This is a genomic window from Micromonospora arida (genome assembly GCF_003857035.1).
In the GTDB taxonomy this organism is placed as follows: domain Bacteria; phylum Actinomycetota; class Actinomycetes; order Mycobacteriales; family Micromonosporaceae; genus Micromonospora; species Micromonospora arida.
In genome coordinates this window covers 1-25,306 of the sequence record NZ_QGSY01000243.1, presented here as the reverse complement: position 1 = coordinate 25,306, position 25,306 = coordinate 1, and the positions used below count along the sequence as shown (strand labels likewise).

Genomic DNA, 25,306 nt, shown 5'->3' with positions numbered 1-25,306 from the left:
ACTCAGCTGGGTGGCCAGGCGGGCGGCCAGGTGCAGGCGGACCGGGCCCGTCTCGCAGTCGACGACCACGCACGGCGCGCCGGTGGCGGCCAGGACCGCTGCCGCCGCTGCCGCCCGGTCCAGCGGGCGGGTGCCCGCCGTGGCCCTCCCGTCGGTGACGATGAGGACCAGCGGGCGGCGCTTCGGGTCGCGCAGGCGCTCCACCCGTAACAGGTCCGCGGCGGCGAGCAGCCCCTCGGCCAGCGGCGTACGCCCGCCCGTGGGCAGTTCGGCCAGCCGGGTCGAGGCGGCCAGCACCGACGAGGTCGCCGGCAGCAGGATCCGGGCACCGGCGCCCCGGAACGCGATCACCGCGACCTTGTCCCGCCGCTGGTACGCGTCGGTGAGCAGGGCGAGCACCGCGTCCTTCACGGTGGTCATCCGCTGCCGGGCACCCATCGAGCCGCTCGCGTCCACCACGAACAGCACCAGGTTGCCCTCGCGCCCCTCACGAACCGCCTCGCGCAGGTCGTCGCGGCGCAGTCGCAGTGGACCGGTGACCCGGCCCCGGGCCGCCTGGTGCGGCGCGGCGGCGCGGATCGTGGCCGGCAGGTGCAGCGCGCCCACCCGACCTGCCGGCACCCGCGCGCCGGTGGTACGGCCCCGCCCGGTGCGGGCCCGCGACCGCCGGCCCGGCACCCCGTCACCCAGGCCGGGCGCGGTGAGCACCCGCGCCTTCAGCCCACCCCGGGGTACGGCCACCGGCTGGGACTCCCCGCCGCCGGTCGGGTCGTCGGCACCGGTCGCTGGTTGCCGGCCACCGCGCGGGCGCGAGTTCTGGCCGTCGTCACCCCGGTCGCCCGGCTGGCGCTGCGGCCAGCCGTCGGTGCCGTCCGGGCCGTCGGTGCGCCCGTCGGGGCCAGCGCCGTCACGCGCCGTCGAGCGCAGCGGCCCGGGTTCACCCTGGTCGATGCCGTCGCCGCTGCGGTCGCCGCCCTGCGGGCCGCCGCCACTTGGTCCGCCGCCACTTGGTCCGCCCCCGTTCGGGCCACCGCCGCCGGCCGGACCACCGCCCTGCGGGCTGCCGTCCGGGTCACCGTCGTCCGGGCCGCGGTCGTCGGGGCCGGCGTCGTCCGGGTCGTCGGGGTGGGCGTCCTGGGCGCGCTGCAACGCCTCGTCGAGGCGCTTCTCGTCCAGCCCGGGGGTATCGAACGGGTCGCGGCGGCGGCGGTGCGGCAGGGCCAGCCGGGCGGCCACCCGGACGTCGTCGATGGTGACCCGGTCCCGGCCGTGCCAGGCGGCGTGGGCGAGGGCGGTACGGGCGGTGACGATGTCGGCCCGCATCCCGTCCACGTCGAACGCCGCACACACCTCGGCGATCTGCCGCAACGCGGCGTCCGGCAGTCGTACCCCGGGAAGTCGGCGGCGGGCGGCGGCCACCTGGCCGGCGATCTCCGCGTCGGCCTCGGCCCAGCGGGCGGCGAAGCCGACCGGGTCCGCGTCGGCGGCCAGCCGACGGCGGACCACCTCGACCCGGATCTCCGGGTCCCGGCTGGCGCCCACCTCCACGGTGAGCCCGAACCGGTCGAGCAACTGCGGGCGCAGCTCCCCCTCCTCCGGGTTCATCGTGCCGACCAGCAGGAACCGGGCGGCGTGGCTGACCGACACGCCCTCCCGCTCGACGTGGCTGCGGCCCATCGCCGCCGCGTCGAGCAGCAGGTCGACGAGGTGGTCGTGCAGCAGGTTGACCTCGTCGACGTAGAGCACGCCCCGGTGCGCGGCGGCGAGCAGGCCCGGCTCGAAGGCGCGTACCCCCTCGCCGATCGCCTTCTCCAGGTCCAACGCGCCGACCACCCGGTCCTCGGCGGCACCCACCGGCAGCTCGACGAGGCGGGCCGGACGCGTCTCGGCGGCGGCGTCGGCCAGGTGCGGGCCGTCCGGGCAGGCCGGGTCGGGCTCGACCGGGTTACAGCCGAACCGGCAGCCGGCCACCCGCCGCACCGGGGGCAGCAGCGCGGCGAGAGCCCGCACGGCGGTGGACTTCGCGGTCCCCTTCTCACCCCGGACCAGCACCCCGCCGATCGCCGGGGAGACCGCGTTGAGCAGCAACGCCAGCCGCATGTCGGCCATGCCGAGCACCGCACTGAACGGGTAAGTCATGCCCGGTCCTCCAGGTCGCCCTCGCTGGCCAGATAGGTGTCGCGCAGCCGGTCGAGGGTGGCCGGCTCCGGCTTGGCCCACAGCCCTCGGTCGGCGGCCTCCAACAGCCGCTCGGTGATGCCGCGCAACGCCCACGGGTTGGACTGCTCCAGGAACTCCCGGGTGGTGTCGTCGAAGAGGTACGCGGCGGCCAGGTGCTCGTACATCCAGTCGTCGACCACACCGGCGGTGGCGTCGTAGCCGAACAGGTAGTCCACTGTGGCCGCCAGCTCGAACGCGCCCTTGTAGCCGTGCCGGCGCATCGCGGCGATCCACTTCGGGTTGACCACCCGGGCCCGGAACACCCGCCGGGTCTCCTCGCCCAGCGTGCGGGTACGCACGTCGTGCGGCATCGCCGAGTCACCCACGTACGCCTGCGGTGACGTGCCGGTGAGGTGGCGGACCATCGCCACCATCCCGCCGTGGTACTGGAAGTAGTCGTCGGAGTCGACGATGTCGTGCTCGCGGGTGTCCTGGTTCTTCACCGCCACCGCGATCCGGGCGAACGAGCGCTCCATGTCGGCGCGCGCCTCCCGCCCGTCCAGGCCCCGGCCGTACGCGTAGCCGCCCCACACCGCGTACACCTCGGCCAGGTCGGCGTCGCTGCGCCAGGTCCGGGCGTCGATCAGGGGCAGCAGCCCAGCGCCGTACGCGCCGGGCTTGGAACCGAAGATCCGGGCGGTGGCCCGCCGCTCGTCGCCGTGCTCGGCGAGGTCGGCGGCGACGTGCGCCCGCAGGTAGTTCTCCTCGTCCGGCTCGTCCAGGGCGGCGACCCGCCGGACGGCGTCGTCGAGCAGCGCCACCACGTGCGGAAACGCGTCGCGGAAGAACCCGGAGATGCGCACTGTGACGTCGACGCGCGGGCGGCCCAGCTCGGCGGTCGGCACCACCTCGATGCCGGTCACCCGTCGGGACCTGTCGTCCCAGACCGGGCGGCAGCCCAGCAGCGCGAGCACCTCGGCGATGTCGTCGCCCTGGGTCCGCATCGCGCTGGTGCCCCACACGGTCAACCCCACCGAGCGGGGGTACGCCCCGGTGTCGGCGAGATGCCGGGCCAGCAGCGAGTCGGCGAGGGCCACCCCGACGTCCCAGGCGTTGCGGCTGGGGATGGCCTTCGGGTCGACGGAGTAGAAGTTGCGGCCGGTGGGCAGCACGTTGACCAGGCCGCGGGTGGGTGAGCCGGACGGGCCGGGAGGCACGAACCTGCCGTCCAGCGCCCCGAGGGTGTTGGTCAGTTCGTCGGTGGTCCGGTCCAGTCGGGGCACCAGCTCGGTGGCGGCGAAGTGCAGCACCGCGACGACGTCCGGGATCGACCGACCGGTCACCTCCGTCACCACGGCGTCGACCGTGTCCACGGCCCAGTCCAGGGTCTCCATGCCGACGACCAGCCGCCGCGCGAGGGCCTCGATGAGGTCGATCGCGTCGGCGGCGGTGCCGGCCGGCCCGTCCACCACGTCGGTCAGCGCCGCAGGCAGTGCCAGTCGCTGTCCCGGCGACGCGAGCAGCTCCTGCTCGTCGAGGGAGTACGCGGCGGCGAGCGCCTGCCGTAGGCCGGGCAGGGCCTGGGCGCCGCCCCAGATCTGCGGGGCGCGCAGCACCGCGAGGACCAGGTTGACCCGGGGCTCGCCGGTGGGCGCGTCGGCGAGGATGTGCAGCCCGTCGCGGATCTGCACGTCCTTGACCTCGCACAGGTACCCATCGAGGTGCAGCACGAAGTCGTCGAAGTCGTCCGCGTCGGGCATCGCCTCGGCGTGCAGGTCGTGGTGCAGCTCGGCGGCGCGCACCAGGTCCCAGATCTGGGCCCGTACGGTGGGCACCTTGGCCGGGTCGAGGGCCTGCACTGTCGCGTACTCGTCGAGCAGTTGTTCCAGTTTGGCCAGGTCGCCGTAGGTCTCGGCGCGGGCCATCGGCGGGACCAGGTGGTCGACGACCACGGCGTGCGCCCGCCGCTTGGCCTGGGTGCCCTCTCCGGGGTCGTTGACGATGAACGGGTACACCAACGGCAGGTCGCCGAGGACCGCGTCGGGCGCGCAGTCGGCGGCCAGGCCGAGGCCCTTGCCGGGCAGCCACTCCAGGGTGCCGTGCTTACCCAGGTGCACCACGGCGTCCGCGCCGAAGCCGCCGTCCGCGACCGGCGCGGTCAACCAGCGGTACGCGGCCAGGTAGTGGTGGCTGGGCGGCAGGTCCGGGTCGTGGTAGATGGCGATCGGGTTCTCCCCGAAGCCGCGGGGGGGCTGGATCAGCAGCACCACGTTGCCGAAGCGCAGCCCGGCGAGCACGATGTCGCCGCCGTCGGTGTACAGCTCGCCCGGCGGCTCACCCCAGTGCTCCCGCATCCGCTCGCGCAGCTCGGCCGGGACCTGGTCGAACCAGCGCCGGTACGTCGGCCCCGGTATCCGGGCCTCGGCGGCGGCCAACTGCTCCGGGGTGAGCCACTCCACGTCGTGACCACCGGCGGCGATCAGCGCGTGGATCAGCGCGTCGCCGTCGTCGGGCGGTGGCGCGTCACCCAGGTAGTAGCCGGCCTCGGCCAGCGCGGCGAACAGCCGGACCGCCGAGGCCGGGGTGTCCAACCCGACGGCGTTGCCGACCCGGGAGTGCTTGGTGGGGTACGAGCTGAGCACCACGGCGACCCGTTTGTCGGCGTGCGGCACGTACCGCAGCCGGGCGTGGCGCACCGCGATCCCGGCGACCCGGGCGGCCCGCTCGGGATCGGCGGCGTAGACCGAGAGCCCGTCCGCGTCGATCTGCTTGAACGAGAACGGCACTGTGACGATCCGGCCGTCGAACTCGGGGATGGCCACCTGCATGGCGGCGTCCAGTGGGGACAGCCCGGCGTCGCTGCCGGCCCACTGCTCCCGAGTGCTGGTCAGGCAGAGGGCCTGGACGATCGGCACGTCCAGGGCGGCCAGCACGCCCACGTCCCAGGCGTCCTCGTCACCTCCGCCGGAGGCGTCCGCGGCGACCGCGCCACCAGCTGCGAGGACGGTGACCAGCAGCGCGTCGCACCGGGCGAAGAGCCCGAGCGGCCCACTGTCGGCGGTGAGCCCTCGCAGGGAGCCGCAGAAGATCGGCAACGGGTTGCCGCCGGCCTGGTGGACCGCGTCCGCGAGCACGTCGACGAACCCGGTGTTGCCGGCCAGCGCGTGTGCCCGGTAGAAGACGATCCCCACGGTGGGCCGGTACGGGTCGGCCAGGTGCGCGCCGTGCACGCCGTACGCCGGGGTGCGGGCGGGCGGGGCGAACCCCTCGCCGGTGAGCAGCACCGTGTCGGAGAGGAACCGGGCCAGCTGCGCCAGGTTGTCCGGTCCGCCCTCGACCAGGTACGCCAGCGCCTGAGTGACGACCCCGGACGGCACTGTGGAGATCGCCATCAGTTCCGCGTCGGGCAGCGCCTCACCCCCGAGCACGATCGTCGGCACGCCGGTGGCGAGCACGGCGGCGAGGCCGTCCGGCCACGCCTGCCGACCGCCGAGCAGGCGTACGACGACGAGGGCGACCCCGTCGAGCAGGGCGGGCACCTCGTCGGCGGCGACTCGGGCGGGGTTGGCCAACCGGTAGTCGGCACCGCTGGCGCGGGCGGCCAGCAGATCGGTGTCGGCGGTGGAGAGCAGCAGGATGCGCACGGCAGGCTCCGGAGAGTGACGCCCTGGGCCCTCACGGGGCGACCGGGCGATGCGGGTGGGTACGGCGTCAGCCGGTACGACGGCCCGAGCGAACGGCGCACCGACTCATGGGTCGGGGCCGGTCAGCGCCGGGCGATCAGCTCAGCGGTGCCGGTGGCCGGTGTCCTTGGAATGCACTGCCTGGAGCGCAATACGACGATAATCGTCGATGAATGAGACGCCGTGCGTCATCGGGTCCTCCTCGGGTGTCCACGCCCTGGGGTACGTCCCGACGGCCGAAGTATCCTGGCTTCCGGATCGACGCTCTCCCCCGGCCTTCCAACCGCAGACACACGGCCGTGACTCACGAGGGGGGATCGCTCCCCGGTGACAGTGGCGGGACCGCGTCGGATTCGCACCGACTTCCTTCACTGCCGTCAGGCCGCGAATGCTGCCACACCGCCGCGCCGCCGGTCAACGCGGACCCCACCACCGCCCGACCATGCCCACCACATTGACCTGCGAAAATATCGGCGCACGGGGGTCGTCTCTCGCCGTAATGATGGGTTGTTGGGCTGGTTGGTCGGTGGCGGAGTGGTGCCCTGGCGGGGGCAGCGTGTGTGCGGCGCCCTCTGGAGCTGATGTCGTAGACGATTCAACCCCGCCCCGGTTGGCAGTGGGCTACTCGTGCTCACATCGGCGCGGCCGGCGGGTCAGCGACAGCCAGCCGAGAAACGGCTGTGCATCATCGCAAGGTCCGGACGACCGCCGAGACTGTACAAGTCGTGAATGGCCTCGTCCATGCAGGACGTCAAGTACAGGGCCAGCGCCAGCGAGTGGCCGTAGAACCCGGCGACGAGATCGAGCTGCGCGCGGGAGCACGGCCACGCGGCGGCGCAGTTGCGACACAACCACGCGGGGCGCACGGGTAGGTGCGGACGGGACCGGAGACTCACACCACGACCCTGCTCACCGCAACCCCCGATATCGATCACGGTGGGTGATTCATCGGTGGACAACTGTCTTCCGCCCCGGCCACGAGCGCCTGGGCTGCATCCGTCCACCAGTAGAGGACCTCCCGGCCTGACCGGCGCTTCTGGAGCAGACCGGCATCCGTCAGCACGCGCAGGTGACCGCCGACGGTACCGAGCGGCAGCCCGGTAGCGGCGACCACGGCCGTGGTGCTGATCGGCTCAGCCGCCTGCACCAGAATCATGCTCCGCGCGTTCCCGAGCAGGCGGCGCAGGGGATCCGGGGTGGTGCGAGTCGCCTGGGTGAAGATCCCCGTCACCGGGTAGACGATGCCGAAGCGGTCGGGCAACCTCCAGGAGATCCAGCCTCCCCGGCAGTGGGCCGCGAAAAATCTCAGCGTCCCGCCCCGCAGGTCGGACGGCGGGTAGGGCCGCTCCTCGACCTGCAGCCGGCCGTTGCCGAGCCAGCGCATGCCCGGCCGCATGTCGTTGATGACCCCGGACCATCCGTCCCGGCCCAGGCGGGAGATCCGGGACACCACATCGGCACGCAGCACCGACTGCCGGCGCGGCCAGTCCGCCTCGATCGTGTGGTGCCAGACCCAGCGCACCAGAGCCGCCGTCCGGCGCGCCAACCCCGAACCGCGCAGTTCCGGGGCCAGCGGGGAACGTACGTGGGACAGATCCGCACGGATTCGGTCATCCGGCAGCGACTCGAGCTCCGCGAGTTCGTCGTCCAGCGTCATGTCCGGACGGGCGGGCGGCACCGTCAGGAAGTCGGCCATCCAGGAGGACGACATGGCGTGCGCCAGAATGGCCCGCGTCACCGGGTCATCGTCGAGATAGCCCCGGAAGGCATCGACATGCTGGTCCCGCCAGACCCGATGCCACGGAAGCGGCTGAGCCCGACGCAGGATGTTCAGCGCCCCCAACGTCTCGGTGAGCTGCGAAGTGCCGAAACGCGCCTGCGCCATCACTTCGGCGTCGACCAGAAACACCGCCACGTTTCGCCTCCAGTCGAAACTCTAGGGAGGCACTGCGGGATGTCGCAAGCTCCTGGACATGCGCAGCGACATCCGGCCAGACGACCTGACGACCGTGAGCACGCGGAACTTCAACGCTCTGTGGGCCGGTGCCGCCATCACCAACCTGGCTGACGGCGTCGTCAAGCTGACCCTGCCGCTGGTGGCCGTCTCGATGACGGACTCCCCTGCGCTGGTTGCCGCCGCCACCCTGGCCAACACCCTGCCCTGGTTGTTGTTCGCACTGCCCGCTGGCGCCCTCGCCGACCGAGTGGACCGCCGGCGCCTGATCATGGCGATGGCCGCCGTGCGCGCCCTGGTCCTCGCCGGGCTCGTGGGCGCCATCGTCCTGGACGTCCTTCCGCTGGCCGGCCTGTACGCGGGGGCGCTGCTCCTCGGCACCGCCGAGGTGTTCGCCGACACCACCCGGATGTCGGTCGTGCCGATGGTCATACCCCGCAATCGCATGGAATCCGCGTTCGCGACGTTGACAGCGACCGAGACGGCGGCCAACGAATTCATCGGACCCCCGCTGGGTGGCCTGCTGGCCGCCGCCGGGCTGGCCGTGGCGCTCGGGGCCGGCGGCATCGGCTACGCAGGCGCCCTGCTCGCACTGGCAGTCATGACCGGTCACTACCGCAACAACTGTCACCCCGGACCGGCAGCGAACGCTCCAGGCCTGCGCGCCGACATCCGGGAAGGCATCCGATACGTATGGCAGGCAAGAATTCTGCGGACCCTGCTGCTGGTGGCTGGCGCAGCGAGCGGATGCTGGGCGGCCTGGATGGCAGTCATCGCCGTCTACGCGATCGCACCCGGACCGATGAACCTGAGCCACGCGGAATACGGCCTGATGATCGGAGCCCTGGGAGTGGGCGGCGTGGTGGGAGCCTCCGCCGCGCCCGCTCTCACCCGCCGGCTGGGACGGCGGGTCGTCCTCGCCGCGTCCATGGCCAGTTTCGCCGTACTGCTGGCAGCACCAGCGATCACCTCGTCCCCCCGGCTGGTCGCCGCAGCGACCGTCCTGGGCGGCGCCGGCTCCGGCGCGTGGAACGTCACCTACAGCTCGCTGCGCGCACTCGTCGTGCCCGACGAGATGATGGGGCGCTACAGCGGGGTCAGCCGCCTGACCAGTTGGGGTTCGATGCCACTCGGGGCTCTGGTCGCCGGCCTCACCGCGGAACTGGTCAGCGTCAGAGCGGTCTTCTGGGGCGGAGCAGCTCTCTGCGTCCTGGTGCTCGCCGTGACGTTACGAACTGTCACCTCGCCCGAATTCCGACTGGTGCAGGCCCGCGCTACCGCCCTCCACGAACCCACGCCGGCCCAGCCGCACTGACCTGGCCTCAGCGGGCGTGGCGTTCCGGATGGGCCCGGCTCCAGGTCCGCATCCGTTCCGGGTAGCCGGTGCGCGCGGCCTCGTACAGCGGCACCGCGTGCTTGCGGGCGATGGACCCGGCCGCGCGGGGCGTTCCGGTGCGGCGGCGGATCCACTCGCCGTCGTGGGCGATCGCCACCACCGTGGTGTCCGTCGCGGTCGTCTCCGGCTCCAGGTAGAACTCCACCCCGCGCCGGGTGGCCACGAACGCCTCCAGCGCCGCAAGGTCGTCGCGGGTCGCTTCCCGGTCCAGCTTCGTCGGGGTCGCCTCGGCACCCCGTGATCGGCGGTTGAACCAGCTCATGCCCGCCCCTCTCCTCGACGTCCCTCCAGTGCAGCACCGATTCCTGGCAATACGCTGCACGCCGGATGGGAGAGAGCTGACCTACGCCGGGAGATCCGGGTGGAACCCGCGGCGGGTGGGCGGTGTCATGAGTGTGATCCGAACGGAGGCTCCCCTGGACGACGAGGCGCTCGTCACCCGCGCTCGGGCAGGCGACCTGGAGGCGTACAACCTCCTGGTGGCCCGGCACACCGCGTCCGCGTACCGGACCGCGGTGCTGCTCGGCGCGGGCTCGGACTCCGAGGACGTCATCCAGGAGGCGTTTGTGAAGGCGTACCGGAAGCTGTCCCGTTACCGGGGTGACGCGTCCTTCCGGTCGTGGCTGCTCGCGATCGTCGCCAACGAGACCCGCAACCTGCACCGCTCCCGTGGCCGGCGCGACGGGCTCGTCCTGCGGGCGGCGGCAGCGGACCCGACGTCCGAGATCGCCGAGGACGACGCGGTCGGCGCGGTCCTCGCCGGGGAGCGCCGGGCGTCGTTGGTGCAGGCCCTGCGACAACTGCCGGTACGGGACCGCGAGGTGATCGTCTGCCGGTTCTTCCTCGATCTCAGCGAGGAAGAGACGGTGGCGGCTCTGGGCTGGCCCCGGGGCACTGTGAAGTCGCGTACGTCCCGGGCGCTGGCGAAACTTCGCGGGCTGCTCGACCGTGAGGAGGTCCGGCATGGGTGACCTCGAACGGGAACTGCGCGACCTGTCCGCCTGGCTGGACACCCCCGATCCGCCCGACGTGACCGCCCGCGTCCGCGTACGACTCGGCACGCCCGCGCCCCGGCGACGCCGGTGGCGGTCGCTCGCCGCGGTGGCGCTCGTCGCCCTGCTGGTGGCGCTGTTGCCGCCGACGCGGGCCGCGATCGCCGACGTCGTCACGGGGCTGCTGCGCTTCGCCGGGGTCAGCATCGCCACCTCACCCGCCCCGACGCCGCCCGGCGGCACCGCGTCGCCGTTGCCCGGCCAGCGGGCCGTCGCCCTGGACGAGGCCCAACGGTCGGTGCGGTTTCCGATCCGCCTGCCGGCGATGCTGGGCACGCCCGAGCAGGTGCTGGTCGCCGACCCGGACGCCTCCGGCCGGTTCCGGGTGGCGACGCTGCTCTACGACGGGGGCGCGCTGCGCGTCGACGCGTTCGACGGTCACCTCGACCTGGCCTTCCACAAGGAGGTCACCCCGCCGGGCGCGAACTGGGTCCAGGTCAACGGCGACTTCGCCGTCTGGGTCGACGGTCCACACGTCCTGTCCTACGTGGACCGGGCGGGCGGGATCCGCCGGGAGACCGCCCGGCTGGCCGGCTCGACCCTGATCTGGCAGGACAACGACGTGAGTTACCGGCTCGAGGGCGCCCTCACCAAGGCCGACGCGATCGAGATCGCGCGTTCACTGCACTAGTGCCGCGTCTGTGAACGTTGATCGCGGCACAGTCAGTGAGGCAACTCGGCCGGGAACTCCTCGACCCCCAGCACGCGCAGCAGCTCAAGCTTCTCCCGGGCCTCGGCGTCGGCCGGGGTCAGCACCAGCAACTGCTGGCCGAGGTCCGGGGTGACCAGGGTTTCGCAGTCCATCGTGATGCGGCCCACGCGCGGGTGCATGAACGTCTTGCGGTCGGCCCGGCGCACCGCCACCTCGTGCTCGGCCCACAGCCGCCGGAAGTCGTCGCTCGCAGCCCGCAACCGTTCGATCAGGCCGGTCACGTCCGGGTCGCCGGCCCGCCGGCCAGCCACCGCGCGCAGGTCGGCGACCTGCTGGCGGGCGTGCCGTTGCCATTCCTCGGGGCCGTGGAGGTCGCGGATGACCGGGTCGGTGAAGTAGCGGTAGGCGACGTAGCGGCGGTCGCCGGTCAGCCCGGTGTGGTCGCCCGTGAGCAGCATCGACATGCGGTTCTGCGCCAGGACCTCGCCGAGGTCGGACAGGACCATGGCGGGGGTGTCGCCCACCAGGTCGAGCAGGCGGACCAGGCCGGCCCGGGCCAGGCGGGCGATGCCGTCGGCGGGCGGCGGCTGGTGGCCGGCCAGGTGGAACAGGTGGCTTCGCTCGTCGTCGGTCAGGCGCAGGGCCCGGGCCAGGGCACCGAGCAGCTGGGTCGACGGCTGGCTGCTGCGGCCCTGCTCAAGGCGGACGACGTAGTCGACGGACATGCCGGCGAGCATGGCGACCTCCTCGCGGCGCAGGCCGGCGGTGCGGCGGCGGGGCCCGTCGGCGATGCCGACCTCGGCGGGGCGGATGGCCTCGCGCCGGCGCCGCAGGAAGTCGGCGAGCTGCTCACGCTGCATGCCTCCATGCTGCCCCAGGGACCGGGCGCCGAGCCAGGGAGCAGCGCTCCCACGACAAGCGCTCCGCTGCCGGCAGGCGGGAAAGCGGCGCAGGGTGGAGCCGAGATCGACCGATGAGGGAGAGTTTCGATGCAGACACGCACTCTGGGTAACACGGGTCCCAAGGTTTCCGCGGTGGGGCTGGGGGCGATGAGTATGTCGGGCGCGTACGGCCCGGCCGATCGCGAGGAGAGCATCGCCACCGTACGGACCGCGCTGGACGCGGGGGTCACGCTGGTCGACACCGGTGACTTCTATGGCATGGGGCACAACGAGCTGCTGCTGTCGGAGGCGTTGCGGGGACGCGACCGGGACAGCTATCTGCTGAGTGTGAAGTTCGGGCAGCAGGTGGGGCCGGGCATGCGGTTCGCCGGTCAGGACTCCCGCCCGGCTTCGGTGCGGAACTTCCTGAGCTACTCGCTGACCCGGCTCGGCGTCGACTACGTGGACATCTACCGGCCGGCCCGGCTCGACCGGTCGGTGCCGATCGAGGACACGATCGGCGCGATCAAGGAGATGATCGACGCCGGCTATGTGCGGTATGTGGGGCTCTCCGAGGTTGACGCGGAGACCATCCGGCGGGCGCACGCCGTACATCCGGTTGCTGATCTTCAGATTGAGTATTCGCTGCTGTCGCGGGCGGTCGAGGCCGACGTGCTGCCCACGCTGCGGGAGCTGGGCATCGGGCTGACCGCGTACGGGGTGCTGAGCCGTGGCCTGCTCTCGGGGAACTGGGTGCCGGGACGGGCGGACGATCCGCGTAACCACAGTCCCCGCTTCTCCGCCGAGAACGCGTCACACAACCTCGCCCTGGTGGAGGCGTTGCGCCGGGCCGCCGACGCGAAGGGGTGCACGGTGGCGCAGTTGGCGATCGCGTGGGTGGCGGCGCAGGACCCGTCCATCGTTCCGCTGGTCGGTGCGCGCACCCGGCAGCGGCTGGCCGAGGCGTTGCCGGCGCTGGACGTGAAGCTGTCGGCCGATGATCTCGAGGAGATCGAGGCGGCCGTGCCGAAGGGTGCCGCGCGCGGTGACCGTTACCCGGCGGCGTTCATGTCGAGCCTCGGCGTCGGTAACTAGTGCCTCGTCATGCGGCCTCGAACGGACATTCCAAGACGAGGCACTAGGAACCTGGCGGGCCCGGGCGGTGTCGGAAGGGTGCGGCGAGTCGCCAACGCGTACCGGAAGGGGCGAGATGGTTTCCTGGGGCAGGTTGATGCTGGCATCCTCGGTGGTCCTGCTGGCGGGATGCACCACCACGACCAGCGGCGCGGCACCGACGGCGGGTGCGGCCACCTCGGCGAGCACCGCGACCGCCTGCGCGACGCGGGTGGAGACGGGCTCCCTGCCCGACTGGGCGGACGCCGGTTTCAGCGGGGACGCGCGGGTGCCGCACGTCTTCGGCGCGAAGGGTGACATCGTGGCGGTGCTGTTCGCCCACCCGCTGCGACAGGTCCGCGAAGACGGGTCGAACAACAAGATCCTGTGGGTGGCCCGCGCCGCCACGACCTCCCCCGAACCGTCCGCACCGGCGACCCTGGTGATCACCGCGAGGCTGGACGGCACCGACACCCGGGTGATCCGGGAGGTTCCCGGCGGCCCCGGTCCGTCGATCATCGACCTGCCCCAGGCCGGTTGCTGGCGCCTCGACCTGCGCTGGTCCGGGCACACCGACACGATGGACCTGGTCTACGCCCCCTGAGCTACCCCGGTCGGCGCGGTGCCTGGGGCCGTGCGGAACCGGCGACGTCCCGGCCCGTCCTTGCCGCCACCGCCGCTTAGGGTGTGGTCGTGCCGATCACCTTTCAGCTTCCTGCGGGTCGGGCCACGGCGCTGACGTTCGCGGTGTCGCCGATGGTGGAGTTGGCCTGGGCATGGCACGTGCTGGTCGGCACCGAGCACCACCCGGAGCGCGCGGGGTGGGCGGAGCGAGTCCTCGGTGAGTTGCCAGACGACCTGGCCGCGGAGCTGAGCGCATGGTCGTTCGCGGTTCGAGCGGTCCGCGCGACAGTGTTCGCGGATCCAACGCTGCCGCCGGCTCTCGATTGGGTCCAAGCGGTGACGGCGCTCCGGAGCATGCCTCCCGCGCAGTTCGCCGCTGCGATGCTTCGGCCGCTGCTGCGGGTGGGCGGGCGATCCGCCGACGTGGCCGACCACCGCGTGGGTGCCGAATTGATGGCGTTGTCGCGGGCGCGGGGAGCAGGGGCGACGCGGGCGGTGCGGCTGCTCCTGGAGAAGCCCGCCGCCGCGCAGGCCGCGGTGGTCGACATTCTGGAGGGCTGCTGGTCGGCCTTCTTCGCGGCCGAGTGGCGCCGGATCGAGCCCGCGCTGACTGGTGAGGTGCAGGCGCGATCGCGAATGGGTGCGCGCGGCGGCCCCCGGGCCGCGTTGTCTGGCTTGTCTCCTGCGGTGGCCATCGCTGAAGACGGCCGCGTCACCATCGACAAGGTGCAGAGCAAGTCGTTGGCGGTGTCCGACCGTGGGCTGGTGCTGATCCCCACCGTCTTCGGCACCCCACACGTGTACGTCGCCGATGAGGCGGGCCGTCCGGTGGTGGTGCATTACCCGTTTCCACCGCCGGAGCGTGCGGCCGACCGGCGACTGACCCTGCGGCGGCTCGACGTGCTCGCTCATCCGGCGCGCCTGGAGGTGTGCCGCGCGATCGCGGTCGAGCCCAGGTCAGCGCGGGAGATCGCCCGGCTCTGGCACCTCGATGAGACCGCGGTGACCAAGCACCTGTCCGCCCTGCGCCTCGCTGGACTGGTTCGCGCGGAGCGGGCTGGGCACTTTGTCCGCTACTCGCTGGAGGCGTCCGCCATCCAGACGATAGGCGCCGACCTGCTCGACGTGCTCCGTCGCTGATTCCCTGCCGAAGACCTGCAGGCTTTGGCCACCGGCCGGCGGCACTCCCTACCGTGGCGGCCATGGTGACGCTCGACGAAACGATGCGGCGGTTGGCCGCCGACCGGGACCGGTTCCAGGTGGTCCGGGGCGCGCATGCGGCAATTCACCTGGGTGAGCTGGCGGCGGCATGACGCCGCTGTACGTGGCAGCGGACATCCACGGTCACCGGTCCGAACTCCGCGAGTCACTTCACGAGGCCGGGCTCGTCGACCGCACGGGGCACTGGTCCGGGGGTGGCGCGCGGTTGTGGCTGCTCGGCGACTACGTCGATCGGGGCCCGGACGGTATCGGCGTCATCAACGACATCCAGCGGCTCGCCGTCGCCGCAACTGCGGCGGGCGGCCACGTCGGGACGTTGTTGGGTAACCACGAGGCGCAGTTGCTCGCCGCGCACCGGTTCGGCACCATGCCCGTCGCCGGCTGGGACGAGCCCGGCGGGTTTCGCGGTGGCTGGGCGCGGTTCGGCGGACGTGAGACGGACCTGCACCAACTGACGCCACAGCATGTCGAGTGGATGACGCAGCTGCCTGCGGTCACGGTCGTCGACGGATTCCTGCTCGTGCACTCCGACACCGCCCGGTACCTGGAACTGGGATCCAGCATGACCACCGTGAACGCGGCAGTCACCACGGCTCTCGGCTCCAGCGACCCCGCTGCGTGGCTGGACTTCTGTGGCCGGCTGAGCGATCGCGGTGCCTTTCGTGACGCCGAACAGGCGAACCCCGACGATCCGGTGTCGCTGATGCTGCGCACACTCGGAGGCAGCGTGCTCGTCCACGGCCACAGCACCCTCACCAAGCACTTCGGCGTGGCACCGCAGGATGTCACAGTCGCGCTGCGGTACGCCGACGACAGAGTCATCGCCATCGACGGCGGCGTCTACGAGGGCGGCCGGATCCTGCTCACTCGACTCCGCTGACCCTGGCTAGGCTGCCTGGCGTGCTGGAGGACGAGCGGGTGACGGCGGCCCGAAACAACGCCGAATGGTGCGGCATCGTCTGCGGCAGCCACGGGTTGGCCGGCCGTACCGACGCCGACGCCTGGTCGGTCCCCCACCGTTCGCCACAGTGGTACCCGGACGCGGTCACCCTGCGGCCGGGCGTCGACGCCGAGGCCCTGCTGACCCGGATCGACGCGGGGCCCGGCGCGTCGGTGAAGGACAGCTTCGCCGACCTCGACCTGTCCGGGTACGGGTTCCGGGTGCTCTTCGACGCCCAGTGGATCCACCGGCCACCGTCGGCACCGCCTGTCGACACACCGCTGGCCCCGGTCACCACACCCGACGGCCTGGCGGCCTGGGCGGCGGCGCACGGCGGTGGGGAGCTGTTCCGCCCCGCGCTCCTGGCCGACCCCCGGGTACGGGTTCTCGCCCGCCACGACGACCGGGGTGTGATCATCGGTGGGGCGGTGCTCAACGGCGACGGCCCGTACGGCGTCTCCAACCTGTTCACCCGCACCGACAACTCGCGGGACATCTGGCGCGCGGTGTGCGCCACAGTGCCCAACGCGCCGCTGGTCGGCTACGAAACCACAGCGGACCTGACGCCGGCGCTCTCCGCCGGCTTCACCACCACCGGCCCTCTCCGCGTCTGGCTGCACGCCTAGCGCTCCGGCCACTGGCTGCGCGCACGGACAGCTATGCTGGGCGGCATCGGCACCGATCCGGCCATCACCGGGGAGCCTCCGGAAGAACGGGCAGTTCGACCGCCCCAGTAGAACCGGACGTAGCGGTACGTCACGTCGCGAAATTGAGCGGCGCCTGCACCATCGAGGCGCAAGCGGGGTGGTACCGCGGAGTCCTGGCCATACGCCCGGCGCTTCGTCCCCGCGTGGGCAGTGAGCTGATGCCCGCGCGAGCGGACGTGGAGTGTAGGGAGAACGTCGGTGCCGGACGGTCCGTTGAAGTCACCATTCGTGCCACTGCCCACCAAGGTCGACCTTGGTGGGATGGACCGTGCGGTCATCGAGTGGTGGCAGGCAAACAACGTGTTCAACCGGAGTCTGGAGCAGACGGCCGACGGTCCGCCGTGGGTGTTCTACGAAGGGCCGCCGACCGCCAACGGCACACCGGGCACCCACCACATCGAGGCGAGGGTCTTCAAGGACCTCTTTCCCCGGTACCGGACGATGCGGGGCTTCTCGGTGCCGCGCCGTGCCGGGTGGGACTGCCACGGCCTGCCCGTCGAGCTCGCGGTGGAAAAGGAACTGGGGCTCGGCGGCAAGCCCGACATCGAGAAGATGGGCGTCGCGGAGTTCAACGCCCTGTGCCGCACCTCGGTCCTGCGGCACGTGGACGAGTTCGTCCAGCTCAGCCAGCGTATGGGTTACTGGATCGACCTGGAGCATCCGTACCAGACCATGTCCCCGGAGTACGTGGACAGCGTCTGGTGGTCACTGAAGAAGATCCACGACGGCGGGCGGCTGGTGGAGGACTTCCGGGTCGCGCCGTACTGCACCCGCGACGGCACGACCCTGTCCGACCACGAGGTGGCGCAGGGGTACGAGACCGTCACCGACCCCTCCGTGTACGTGCGGTTTCCGTTGCGCGGGGACGTGGCCGGCCACAGCGGCGTCGACCTGCTGGTCTGGACCACCACCCCGTGGACCCTGGTGTCCAACACCGCCGTCGCCGTACATCCCGCGGTGACGTACGCCCTCGCCCGCACCGGGCAGGGCACGTTCGTCGTCGCCGAACCGCTGACCCAGCGGGTCCTCGGCGACGAGGCGGAGATCCTGGCGACCGTACCCGGGTCGGCCCTGGAGGGTTTGCGGTACGAGCGGCCGTTCGACCTGGTGGACATCCCGGACGCGCACCGGGTGGTCCTCGCGGAGTACGTCACGACCGAGGACGGCACCGGCCTGGTGCACCAGGCGCCGGCCTTCGGCGCGGACGACCTCGCCGTCTGCCGCGCGTACGGGTTGCCGCTGGTGAACCCGGTCGCTCCGAACGGGCGGTTCAACGACGGCATCGACCTGGTCGGTGGGGTGTTCTTCAAGGACGCCGACGCGTTGCTCATCGACCGCCTGAAGACGTCTGGTCGGTTGTTCCGGCACGAGCCGTTCGAGCACCCCTACCCGCACTGCTGGCGGTGCCACACGCCGCTGATGTACTACGCGCAGCCATCCTGGTACATCCGGACGACCGAGGTCCGCGACGAGCTGACGCGGGAGAACGAGAACACCAACTGGTTCCCGGAGCACATCAAACACGGCCGCTACGGCGACTGGCTGAAGAACAACATCGACTGGGCGGTGTCCCGGGCCCGGTACTGGGGCACCCCGCTGCCGCTGTGGCGATGCCCCGACAACCACGTGACAGCTGTCGGTTCCCGTAGGGAGCTCGGGGAGCTGGCGGGCGCCGACCTGTCCGAGCTGGATCCGCACCGCCCGTACGTCGACGAGATCACCTTCGCCTGCCCGGAGTGCGGCCAGATCGCCACCCGCGTCCCCGAGGTGATCGACGCCTGGTACGACTCCGGGGCGATGCCGTTCGCGTCGTTGGGCTACCCCCACGTGCCGGGCAGCAAGGAGATCTTCGAGCGCACCTACCCGGCCCAGTACATCTGCGAGGCGATCGATCAGACGCGGGGGTGGTTCTACACGCTGATGGCGGTGGGCACGCTGGTCTTCGACCGGTCCCCGTACGAGAACGTCGTCTGCCTCGGGCACATCCTGGCCGAGGACGGCCGCAAGATGAGCAAACACCTGGGCAACATCCTGCTGCCGATCCCGTTGATGGACACGCACGGCGCCGACGCGGTGCGCTGGTTCATGGCGTGCTCCGGCTCACCGTGGTCGCCGCGCCGGATCGGGCCCGGCCCGCTCGACGAGATCGTCCGCAAGGTGTTGATGACCTACTGGAACACCGCGGCGTTCTTCTCCCTCTACGCGGCGAACTCGACGTGGGCGCCGCATCTGGCGCAGCCGGTCGCCCAGCGACCGGTGTTGGACCGGTGGATCGTCGGCGAGGTCCACGCCCTCGCGGCCGCCGTTGACGAACGGCTGCAGAACTACGACACGGCGCGCGCCGGCCGACTGCTCGCCGACTTCATCGACGACCTGTCGAACTGGTACGTACGGCGGTCGCGGCAGCGTTTCTGGGAGGGCGACCCGGACGCCCTCACCACCCTGTACTCGTGCCTCGACATCCTCACGCGGCTACTGGCGCCGTTCATTCCCTTCGTCACGGAGGAGGTGTGGCAGCAGGTCGTCCGGCGCGGTGCCGAGTCGGCTCCGGAGTCGGTGCACCTGGCGACCTGGCCCACACCCGACACCACACTGATCAGCACGGAGTTGTCGGCCCAGGTGGCCACGGCGCGGGCGTTGGCTGAAGCGGGGCGGTCCGCGCGTAAGGCGAGCAGTCTGCGGATCCGTCAGCCGTTGAGCCGGGCCCTCGTGGGGCTGCCCGCCGGCACCGTTCTCCCGCAGGCGTTGCTGGACGACATCGGCGACGAGTTGAACGTGAAGGTCCTCCAGCCGCTCGATCCCCAGAGCGGGGTCATCGACGTGCAGGTCAAAGCGAACTTCCGGACCCTGGGCCGCCGGTTCGGCAACCGCACCCAGCACGTCGCGAAGGCGATTGCCGCCGTGGCCCCCCGGGACCTGGTCGACGGCGTCCGGGCGAACGGGACGTACCCCCTGTCGGTCGACGGTGCGCAGGTCGAGGTGGGCCTGGACGACATCCTGATCACGGAGGTGCCGCGCACCGGTTGGGTCGTGGAGTCCCAGCGTGGCGCGACGATCGCGTTGGACACCGAGATCACCCCCGAACTGGCAGCCGAGGGCGTCGCACGCGACGTCGTCCGCATCATCCAGCAGGCCCGCCGCGACGCCGACTTCGAGGTCTCCGACCGGATCACGGTGTCGATCGCCGCCCCCGCGGACGTCGCGGCGGCGATCTCCACGCATCAGAAGCTCATCGCGCACGAGACCCTCGCGCTCCAGCTGACGGTTGCGGACGCGTTGTCGGAGGGATTCTCCGGCACGGTGGGCGACGGTCAGGAGATTGTGGTGCACGTCGTGCGGGCCTGAGCGGTGACGGGGTGGACGATCAGTGGAGACGGGTCAGGTCTTCCCGGGTCAGGCGTAGGGCTCCAGCGGCGATGTTCTGCGCCAGGTGTTCCGGGTCCGAAGTGCCGGGGATGGCGAGCACGTGGGGGCCCTGGTGCAGGGTCCAGGCGAGGCGTACCTGCTGAGGGGTGACGCCGTGGGCGCGGGCGACCGCCTCCACGGCCTCGCCCTGCGCGGTGCCCGCGCCCGCCTCCCGCCCGGTGCCGGCCACCGCGAAGAACGGCACGTAGGCGATGCCCCGCTCACCGCAGAGCCGGACGAACGCGTCCTGCTCCCGGTAGGCGTCCACCCCGTAGTTGTTCTGTACGCAGACCACCGGAGCGATGCCCGCCACCTCGTCCAGCTGTTCCGGCCGGACGTTGGAGAGCCCGAGGTGCCGGATCAGCCCGGCGGTCCGCAACTCGGCGAGCGCGCCGAACCGGTCGGCCACCGGCACCGCACCCGGCCCTCGGCCGAGGCGCAGGTTCACCACGTCGAGCTGGTCGCGGCCGAGCCGGCGAAGGTTCTCCTCCACCTGGGCCCGCAACTGCGCCGGGGTGAACGCCTCGGTGAAGCCCGCCTCCGGGTCGTACCCGAAACCGACCTTGGTGGCGATCACCAGGTCCTCCGGGTACGGGGCGAGCGCCGCGCGGATCAGCTCGGTGGCGTAGCGGGCCGGGCCGGTGCCGACGCGCAGCGTGCCGCCGGGCGAGACGTAGAACGCGGCAGTGTCGATGTGGTTGACGCCCAGCTCCACGGCGCGGCGCAGCAGGGCGACGGCCCGGTCAGGGTCGGGGTTCGCGGTGATCCGCATGGAGCCGAAGCCCATCCGGTGCACGGCGCGGTCGCCCAGGGTCCAGGTGCCCGCCGCAACGGCGGTGATCTCGTCGGTTGGCATCGGGCGACCGTAACCAGTGCGGGTGCGCGGCGCAGTCGGCCACGCACCCGATACCGCCCGACGGCGAAATGGGTTAGTTTTTAACTACCGACGGAGCAGTTTCAGCGGAGCGCGGCGGGCGCAGCACCGGCACCAGCAGCAGGGTCGGCAGCAGCAGCAGCGGCACCGCCAGCAGCGCGCGTAGGGTGCCCACCTCGTCGCCGACCAGCCCCAGCAACGGCGGGCCACCGAGGAACGCGGTGTAGCCGATCACCGCGACCACGCTCACCCGCACCGCCGCGTGCGCCTCGTCGTCGGCCGCCGCGCTCATCCCGACCGGGAAGCCCAGCGACGCACCCAGGCCCCACAGCGCGACGCCGATGACGGCCACCGGCCCGGAGCCCGCCAGCACGGCCAGACCGGCGCCGACCACGGCGAGGCCGATGGTGCCGCTGAGCACCGGCACCCGACCCCACCGGTCCAGCGCGATGGTGCCGACGGTGCGTCCGACGGTCATGCCCACCACGAAGACCGCGAAGACCGCCGCGCCGGCGGCCTCGCTCAGGTCCCGTCCATCGATGAACGCAACGGCCAGCCAGTCGTTGGCGGCACCCTCGGTGAACGCCGCGACCAGCACGAACAGCCCGATCAGCAGGGTGCGCGGCTCCCGCCAGGCGGCGAGTTGCGCCCGGCGACGGGCGGCCGGGGTGGCGTCCGCCGGGTCGCCGGTGTGATCGCTGCCCACGGGTAGGAACGTCCGGGCGGCGAGCGCGGTGCCGGTCACGACGACCACCGCCACCGCGACGAGATGCGCGCCGACCGAGACGTCGAACCGGGCCGCCCCGGCCCCGAGCGCCGCTCCGGCCACCGAACCGAGGCTCCACCCGGCGTGGAACCGGGGCATGATCGTACGGCCCAGCCGCCGTTCCACCGACGCGCCCTCGACGTTCATCGCCACGTCGCAGGCGCCGGAGCCGTAGCCGAGGGCGACCAGTCCCAGGGCGACGATGGCGAACGACCCGGTCATCGTGGCGCCCAGCCCCGCCACGGTCAGGCCGACCGCGACCAGCACGGTGGCCATCGTGACGGTGCGGGCCGCACCGAATCGCTGGGCGAGCAGGCCGGAGGTGGGCATGGCCAGCAGCGCGCCGACGCTCATCGCCAGCAGCAGCAACCCGAGTCGGCCGGCGGAGAGGTCCAGCGCCTCCCGGACCGCCGGGACGCGGGAGAACCAACTGCCGACGGCGAGCCCGTTGAGCGTGAAGGTGACGGCGACGCCGTTGCGGGCGAGCCGCACCGTACGCAGTGTCGGCGATGCGGTGTCCCGGGCTACGGGTCGACTGGTGGGGGCGCTCACGAGGGCAGGTCCTCTTTCTCGGGGTGATCTCCTGGCACGATCGCACACCTGAGAGCGCTACCACCACAACCGGGGACCGCCCCTTACCGCTGCTGCTCCGGCCGGGGCATGATGTGAGCAGGCGTTGGTCCGACCGGACGGGCCGCAGGAGGCGACGATGACGACAGCGGCACAGCGGCCGGCCACTCTCGAGGACGTGGCCCGGGTCGCCGGGGTGTCCCGGTCCACCGCGTCGCGGGTGATCGCCGGCACGGGGTTCGCCTCGCCGGCCGCCCGGAAACAGGTCACGGCAGCCGTCGACCAGCTCGGCTACGTGCCCAACCCAGTCGCCCGGGCGCTGGTCAGTGGCGGGGGCGGCGTACGCCTGGTGGTGGCCGTTCTGGGTGCCAGCGACGCGGTGCTGGACGACCCGTACGTGCACCATGTGGTCGGCGCGGCCGCCCGGGTGTGCACGCCCGCCGGTGTCGGGGTGGCGCTGTACTGGCTGCCGTTCGGCGACCCCCGCAGCCTCGACCAACTCGACGGGGATCGCAGCGTGTGCGGGGTGATCCTGGTCAACACCACCGAAGAGCTGCTGGAGGCGGTGCCCCGGTCGCTGCGCGGTCGGGTGGTCTCGATCGGCGTCGGCTCGGCGACCGTGCCGTCGTTCGACGTCGACAACGCCGCCGGTTCCGAAGCGGTGCTGCGCCACCTGTACGCCTCGGGTCGCCGCCGGATCGCCATGGTGACCGGCCCCCGGTGGCTGCCCTGCGCGCAACGCCCGGTGCAGACGTACCGCCGACTCATGGCGGAGGCCGGCCTGCCGGAGCGGATACTTCCCGGAGACTTCAAGGCGGCGCGCGGCCGGGCGGCGGCCGGCGAGGCGCTGCACCGCTGGCCGGACATCGACGCGATCTACGCGATCAGCGACGACACCGCGCTCGGGGTGATCGCGGGCCTGCGGGACGCCGGTGCGCGGGTGCCCGCGGACGTCGCGGTGGCCGGCTTCGACGACATTCCGTTGGCCGGGATGACCGCCCCGGCGCTGACCACGGCGAGTCATCCGGTGGGGCGGATCGCCGCCGCCGCGGCCACCGCCCTGCTGGACGGGCGCCCGGCGGCCCCGGTGACCCTCTTCCCGTCCGCCCTGGTGGCGCGGGCCAGCGCCTGAATCGACGCTCGGCCGAGCGCGCTGACGGTTAACCCCGTACGGGCCGGGTAACCGCGTCGGACCTTTCGTCCACCGTGAGGAGCGCCGACCCGTGTCCGACTCCGCGCCGTCGCACTGGGACCCGGCGCCGAGCCCCCGGGACGGCCGGTTGACCGCCCGCCGCCACCCGCCGGTGGCGTCGGGCCGCACCGGGCTGGTGCCGATGACCGGCCCCGACGGTGACCGGCTGGCCCTGGGGTACGCCCCGGAGCCCGCGACCGACGGTTCGGCGTACCGGTTGGTGCTGCTCCTGCACGGGGCGGGCGGCTCGGCGCGACAGGGGCTGGACCTGCTGTTGCCGGTCGCGGACGCGCAGCACCTGCTGCTGGTCGCCCCGGACTCGTCGGCGGCCAGTTGGGACCTGATCGCCGGCGGCTTCGGGGCGGACGTGGGGCGCATCGACGGGCTGTTGGCGACCGTCTTCGACACCTACCCGGTGGCCGACGTGACGGTCGGCGGCTTCTCCGACGGTGCCTCGTACGCGCTGTCGCTGGGCCTTACGAACGGGGATCTGGTCGATGCGGTGCTGGCCTTCTCCCCCGGTTTCGCCGCGCCACCGGTCACCCACGGCCGACCACGGATCTTCATCTCGCACGGCGTCGACGACCGGGTGCTGCCGATCGACGTGTGCAGCCGCCGCCTCGTCCCCCGCCTGCACGATCTCGGCTACGACGTGACCTACCAGGAGTTCCCCGGCGGCCACGACATCCCCGCCCCGATCCGCGATTCCGCCATCGCCTGGCTCACCGCCCATCCTCCGCGGGCAGGGAACCACCGTTGAACGGTGCGGGCGTCAGACCGGCGGGAGGCCGAGGGCGTCGTCGACGCGGGCGAGGACGGCGGCGTCGTCCTCCGGGTTGACGCCGCGCAGCAGGTCGATGGCCGTGGCCCGGACCTGACCGATGATCATCGCTAGGGGGAGGGTCTGCGTGGGACCGAAGAGCTGCCCGGCGGCGCGCACCGCGGCCAACGCCGACTCGTCGGCCCGGGTGGCGTGCCGGTCGGCGGTCTCCTCCTGCCCGTTCAGGTCCGCGGCGAGGGCGGCGCCGGCCTGACGGACCGCCTCGGCCAGTGACCGCAGGGCGGCGCCCATCTCGGGCGGGGCCGGAGTGTGCAGCCGGCTGAGTGTCACGCCCGCACGGGCCAGCACCCGGACGTTGCGGACCGCGTAGTCGATCTGCCGGATCGACTCGTCCACCGAGCGCAGCCGACCCATGTGCCGACGTCGACGGACGTTGAGCCGCAGCGCCTCACCGGCGGCCAGCACACCGTCGCGCAGCCCGTCCACCCGTGCGTCCATCCCCCGCGCCTGCCCCAGCGCGGCGACCGCCGCCGGCTCGTCGCGGTCCTCCAGCGCGTCGGCGATCCCGCCGAGCAGCCCGGCCAACTCGTCGAAGGTCCGCCGCACCTCGGCGACCAGCGGCGCCAGCGGATGCCGGGCGTCGACCAGCAGGCTGGCCGCGAGGGCGACCGCGCCACCGACCAGCGCGTCGACAAAGCGGAACGGCACCAACGAGCCGTCCGGCGGTGCGACCACCACCAGGTAGAGCGCGGAGACCGCCGCCTGCACCAGCGTCACGCCGGTGGCGCCGAAGGCCACCGCGAGGAGGACGGTGAGCAGGATGACGGTGAACACCGTCCAGGTGCTGCCCGGGCCGAGCGCCTGCACCACCAGGTCCGCGACGAGCACGCCGGCGGCGACCCCGAGGATGACCTCGACGGCCCGGCGGATGCGCTGCCCCCGGGCCTGACCGAGGACGATCAGCGCGGCAGCCGGCGCGAAGAAGGGCTGCGGGTGCCCGAGCAACCGGGTGGCCAACAGCCAGGCCACGGTCGCCGCGACGGTCGCCTCCAGCACCGGCCGCCAGCCGTGCCGCAACCGCCCGCCGGCCGTCCGCAGGCCGCTGAACCGCACCATCGCCCAACCTCTCCCACCTACGCTGGCCGGCCCACCGCCCCAGCCCACCGCCCCGACCCGACACCAGGCCGCCAGCTCACCACACCCGCCACCAGCTCACGCCGGCGCACCGGCACGCCGCCAACCCGCGACACCACACCGCACCGCCGTCACGGCCCAGCCAAGCCCGGCCCAGCCCGGCCCGCACAGCCCGGCACAGCCCGGCACAGCCCGGCAGAG

Annotated in this window: 19 protein-coding genes and 1 riboswitch; of the genes, 11 read left to right on the top strand and 8 right to left on the bottom strand. The window is 72.5% G+C overall.

The window, feature by feature from the left end; all coding sequences use genetic code 11:
* The 3 genes from DLJ58_RS24545 to DLJ58_RS24535 all read right to left on the bottom strand — a co-directional run.
* Positions 1 to 2,139: magnesium chelatase subunit D family protein (locus DLJ58_RS24545; RefSeq protein ID WP_124859689.1), on the bottom strand; the 2,139-nt coding region annotated here is incomplete at its 3' end.
* The gene (gene cobN, locus DLJ58_RS24540; RefSeq protein WP_124859687.1) at positions 2,136 to 5,804 is read right to left on the bottom strand and encodes a cobaltochelatase subunit CobN; all 3,669 of its coding nucleotides are present in this window, start codon (positions 5,802 to 5,804) and stop codon (positions 2,136 to 2,138) included. The genes cobN and DLJ58_RS24545, both read right to left, overlap by 4 nt.
* Positions 5,805 to 6,060: 256 nt before the next feature.
* Positions 6,061 to 6,237: riboswitch (cobalamin riboswitch) on the bottom strand.
* Between the two features lie 537 nt (positions 6,238 to 6,774).
* Positions 6,775 to 7,758, bottom strand: a complete 984-nt coding sequence (locus tag DLJ58_RS24535; protein WP_124859685.1) for an ArsR/SmtB family transcription factor — start codon at positions 7,756 to 7,758, stop codon at positions 6,775 to 6,777.
* 58 nt (positions 7,759 to 7,816) lie between these two features.
* Between DLJ58_RS24535 and DLJ58_RS24530 the strand changes: the two genes are divergently transcribed.
* Positions 7,817 to 9,112: an MFS transporter gene (locus DLJ58_RS24530; protein ID WP_124859683.1), complete on the top strand. Its 1,296-nt coding sequence runs from the start codon at positions 7,817 to 7,819 to the stop codon at positions 9,110 to 9,112.
* A 7-nt stretch (positions 9,113 to 9,119) separates the two neighbouring features.
* Here the strand turns inward: DLJ58_RS24530 and DLJ58_RS24525 are convergent, their stop codons facing one another.
* Positions 9,120 to 9,455: a hypothetical protein gene (locus DLJ58_RS24525; RefSeq protein ID WP_124859681.1), complete on the bottom strand. Its 336-nt coding sequence runs from the start codon at positions 9,453 to 9,455 to the stop codon at positions 9,120 to 9,122.
* 127 nt (positions 9,456 to 9,582) lie between these two features.
* Here DLJ58_RS24525 and DLJ58_RS24520 point away from each other — a divergent pair, with 127 nt between their 5' ends.
* Complete coding sequence (locus DLJ58_RS24520) at positions 9,583 to 10,164, top strand: RNA polymerase sigma factor (RefSeq protein ID WP_124859679.1); 582 nt, start codon at positions 9,583 to 9,585, stop codon at positions 10,162 to 10,164.
* The gene (locus DLJ58_RS24515; RefSeq protein ID WP_124859677.1) at positions 10,157 to 10,876 is read left to right on the top strand and encodes a hypothetical protein; all 720 of its coding nucleotides are present in this window, start codon (positions 10,157 to 10,159) and stop codon (positions 10,874 to 10,876) included. Before DLJ58_RS24520 ends, DLJ58_RS24515 begins: the two co-directional genes overlap by 8 nt.
* 32 nt (positions 10,877 to 10,908) lie before the next feature.
* On the opposite strand, the gene DLJ58_RS24510 is transcribed toward DLJ58_RS24515, so the two are convergent.
* A complete protein-coding gene (locus DLJ58_RS24510) occupies positions 10,909 to 11,757 on the bottom strand; it encodes a helix-turn-helix transcriptional regulator (protein ID WP_124859675.1) in 849 nt (282 codons plus the stop codon).
* Between the two features lie 129 nt (positions 11,758 to 11,886).
* Here DLJ58_RS24510 and DLJ58_RS24505 point away from each other — a divergent pair, with 129 nt between their 5' ends.
* The 6 genes from DLJ58_RS24505 to ileS all read left to right on the top strand — a co-directional run bounded on the left by DLJ58_RS24505 (position 11,887) and on the right by ileS (position 19,728).
* Positions 11,887 to 12,873, top strand: coding sequence for an aldo/keto reductase (locus DLJ58_RS24505; protein WP_124859673.1), 987 nt, complete (start codon positions 11,887 to 11,889; stop codon positions 12,871 to 12,873).
* A 136-nt stretch (positions 12,874 to 13,009) separates the two neighbouring features.
* Positions 13,010 to 13,495, top strand: coding sequence for a hypothetical protein (locus tag DLJ58_RS24500; protein ID WP_244219112.1), 486 nt, complete (start codon positions 13,010 to 13,012; stop codon positions 13,493 to 13,495).
* Between the two features lie 89 nt (positions 13,496 to 13,584).
* A complete protein-coding gene (locus DLJ58_RS24495) occupies positions 13,585 to 14,655 on the top strand; it encodes an ArsR/SmtB family transcription factor (protein WP_124859669.1) in 1,071 nt (356 codons plus the stop codon).
* A gap of 169 nt (positions 14,656 to 14,824) precedes the next feature.
* Positions 14,825 to 15,616: a metallophosphoesterase gene (locus tag DLJ58_RS24490; protein ID WP_124859667.1), complete on the top strand. Its 792-nt coding sequence runs from the start codon at positions 14,825 to 14,827 to the stop codon at positions 15,614 to 15,616.
* Positions 15,617 to 15,636: 20 nt separating this feature from the next.
* On the top strand, positions 15,637 to 16,302 hold the full coding sequence (locus DLJ58_RS24485; protein WP_124859665.1) for a hypothetical protein: 666 nt from the start codon (positions 15,637 to 15,639) through the stop codon (positions 16,300 to 16,302).
* A gap of 279 nt (positions 16,303 to 16,581) precedes the next feature.
* Positions 16,582 to 19,728: an isoleucine--tRNA ligase gene (gene ileS, locus DLJ58_RS24480; protein WP_279635906.1), complete on the top strand. Its 3,147-nt coding sequence runs from the start codon at positions 16,582 to 16,584 to the stop codon at positions 19,726 to 19,728.
* 19 nt (positions 19,729 to 19,747) lie between these two features.
* Here ileS and DLJ58_RS24475 read toward each other — a convergent pair whose 3' ends face one another.
* Together DLJ58_RS24475 and DLJ58_RS24470 are read right to left on the bottom strand one after the other, a co-directional pair.
* Positions 19,748 to 20,644: an aldo/keto reductase gene (locus tag DLJ58_RS24475; protein WP_124859663.1), complete on the bottom strand. Its 897-nt coding sequence runs from the start codon at positions 20,642 to 20,644 to the stop codon at positions 19,748 to 19,750.
* A 73-nt stretch (positions 20,645 to 20,717) separates the two neighbouring features.
* Positions 20,718 to 21,980 (bottom strand): MFS transporter, encoded by a 1,263-nt coding sequence (locus DLJ58_RS24470; protein WP_244219111.1) that lies wholly within the window; start codon positions 21,978 to 21,980, stop codon positions 20,718 to 20,720.
* Between the two features lie 157 nt (positions 21,981 to 22,137).
* On the opposite strand from DLJ58_RS24470, the gene DLJ58_RS24465 reads away from it, so the two are divergent.
* Both DLJ58_RS24465 and DLJ58_RS24460 read left to right on the top strand, forming a co-directional pair.
* Positions 22,138 to 23,130, top strand: coding sequence for a LacI family DNA-binding transcriptional regulator (locus DLJ58_RS24465; protein WP_124859661.1), 993 nt, complete (start codon positions 22,138 to 22,140; stop codon positions 23,128 to 23,130).
* 91 nt (positions 23,131 to 23,221) lie between these two features.
* A complete protein-coding gene (locus DLJ58_RS24460; RefSeq protein ID WP_124859659.1) occupies positions 23,222 to 23,950 on the top strand; it encodes an alpha/beta hydrolase in 729 nt (242 codons plus the stop codon).
* Between the two features lie 12 nt (positions 23,951 to 23,962).
* On the opposite strand, the gene DLJ58_RS24455 is transcribed toward DLJ58_RS24460, so the two are convergent.
* On the bottom strand, positions 23,963 to 25,087 hold the full coding sequence (locus DLJ58_RS24455) for an FUSC family protein (RefSeq protein WP_124859657.1): 1,125 nt from the start codon (positions 25,085 to 25,087) through the stop codon (positions 23,963 to 23,965).
* Positions 25,088 to 25,306: the final 219 nt, after the last annotated feature.

Excerpts from the sequence above, each read along its gene's own strand:
- DLJ58_RS24530 (WP_124859683.1), top strand. The coding sequence starts at position 7,817 with ATGCGCAGCGACATCCGGCCAGACGACCTGACGACCGTGAGCACGCGG.
- DLJ58_RS24525 (WP_124859681.1), bottom strand. The coding sequence starts at position 9,455 with ATGAGCTGGTTCAACCGCCGATCACGGGGTGCCGAGGCGACCCCGACG.
- DLJ58_RS24520 (WP_124859679.1), top strand. The coding sequence starts at position 9,583 with ATGAGTGTGATCCGAACGGAGGCTCCCCTGGACGACGAGGCGCTCGTC.
- DLJ58_RS24515 (WP_124859677.1), top strand. The coding sequence starts at position 10,157 with ATGGGTGACCTCGAACGGGAACTGCGCGACCTGTCCGCCTGGCTGGAC.
- DLJ58_RS24510 (WP_124859675.1), bottom strand. The coding sequence starts at position 11,757 with ATGCAGCGTGAGCAGCTCGCCGACTTCCTGCGGCGCCGGCGCGAGGCC.
- DLJ58_RS24505 (WP_124859673.1), top strand. The coding sequence starts at position 11,887 with ATGCAGACACGCACTCTGGGTAACACGGGTCCCAAGGTTTCCGCGGTG.
- DLJ58_RS24500 (WP_244219112.1), top strand. The coding sequence starts at position 13,010 with ATGCTGGCATCCTCGGTGGTCCTGCTGGCGGGATGCACCACCACGACC.
- DLJ58_RS24490 (WP_124859667.1), top strand. The coding sequence starts at position 14,825 with ATGACGCCGCTGTACGTGGCAGCGGACATCCACGGTCACCGGTCCGAA.
- DLJ58_RS24475 (WP_124859663.1), bottom strand. The coding sequence starts at position 20,644 with ATGCCAACCGACGAGATCACCGCCGTTGCGGCGGGCACCTGGACCCTG.
- DLJ58_RS24465 (WP_124859661.1), top strand. The coding sequence starts at position 22,138 with ATGACGACAGCGGCACAGCGGCCGGCCACTCTCGAGGACGTGGCCCGG.
- DLJ58_RS24455 (WP_124859657.1), bottom strand. The coding sequence starts at position 25,087 with ATGGTGCGGTTCAGCGGCCTGCGGACGGCCGGCGGGCGGTTGCGGCAC.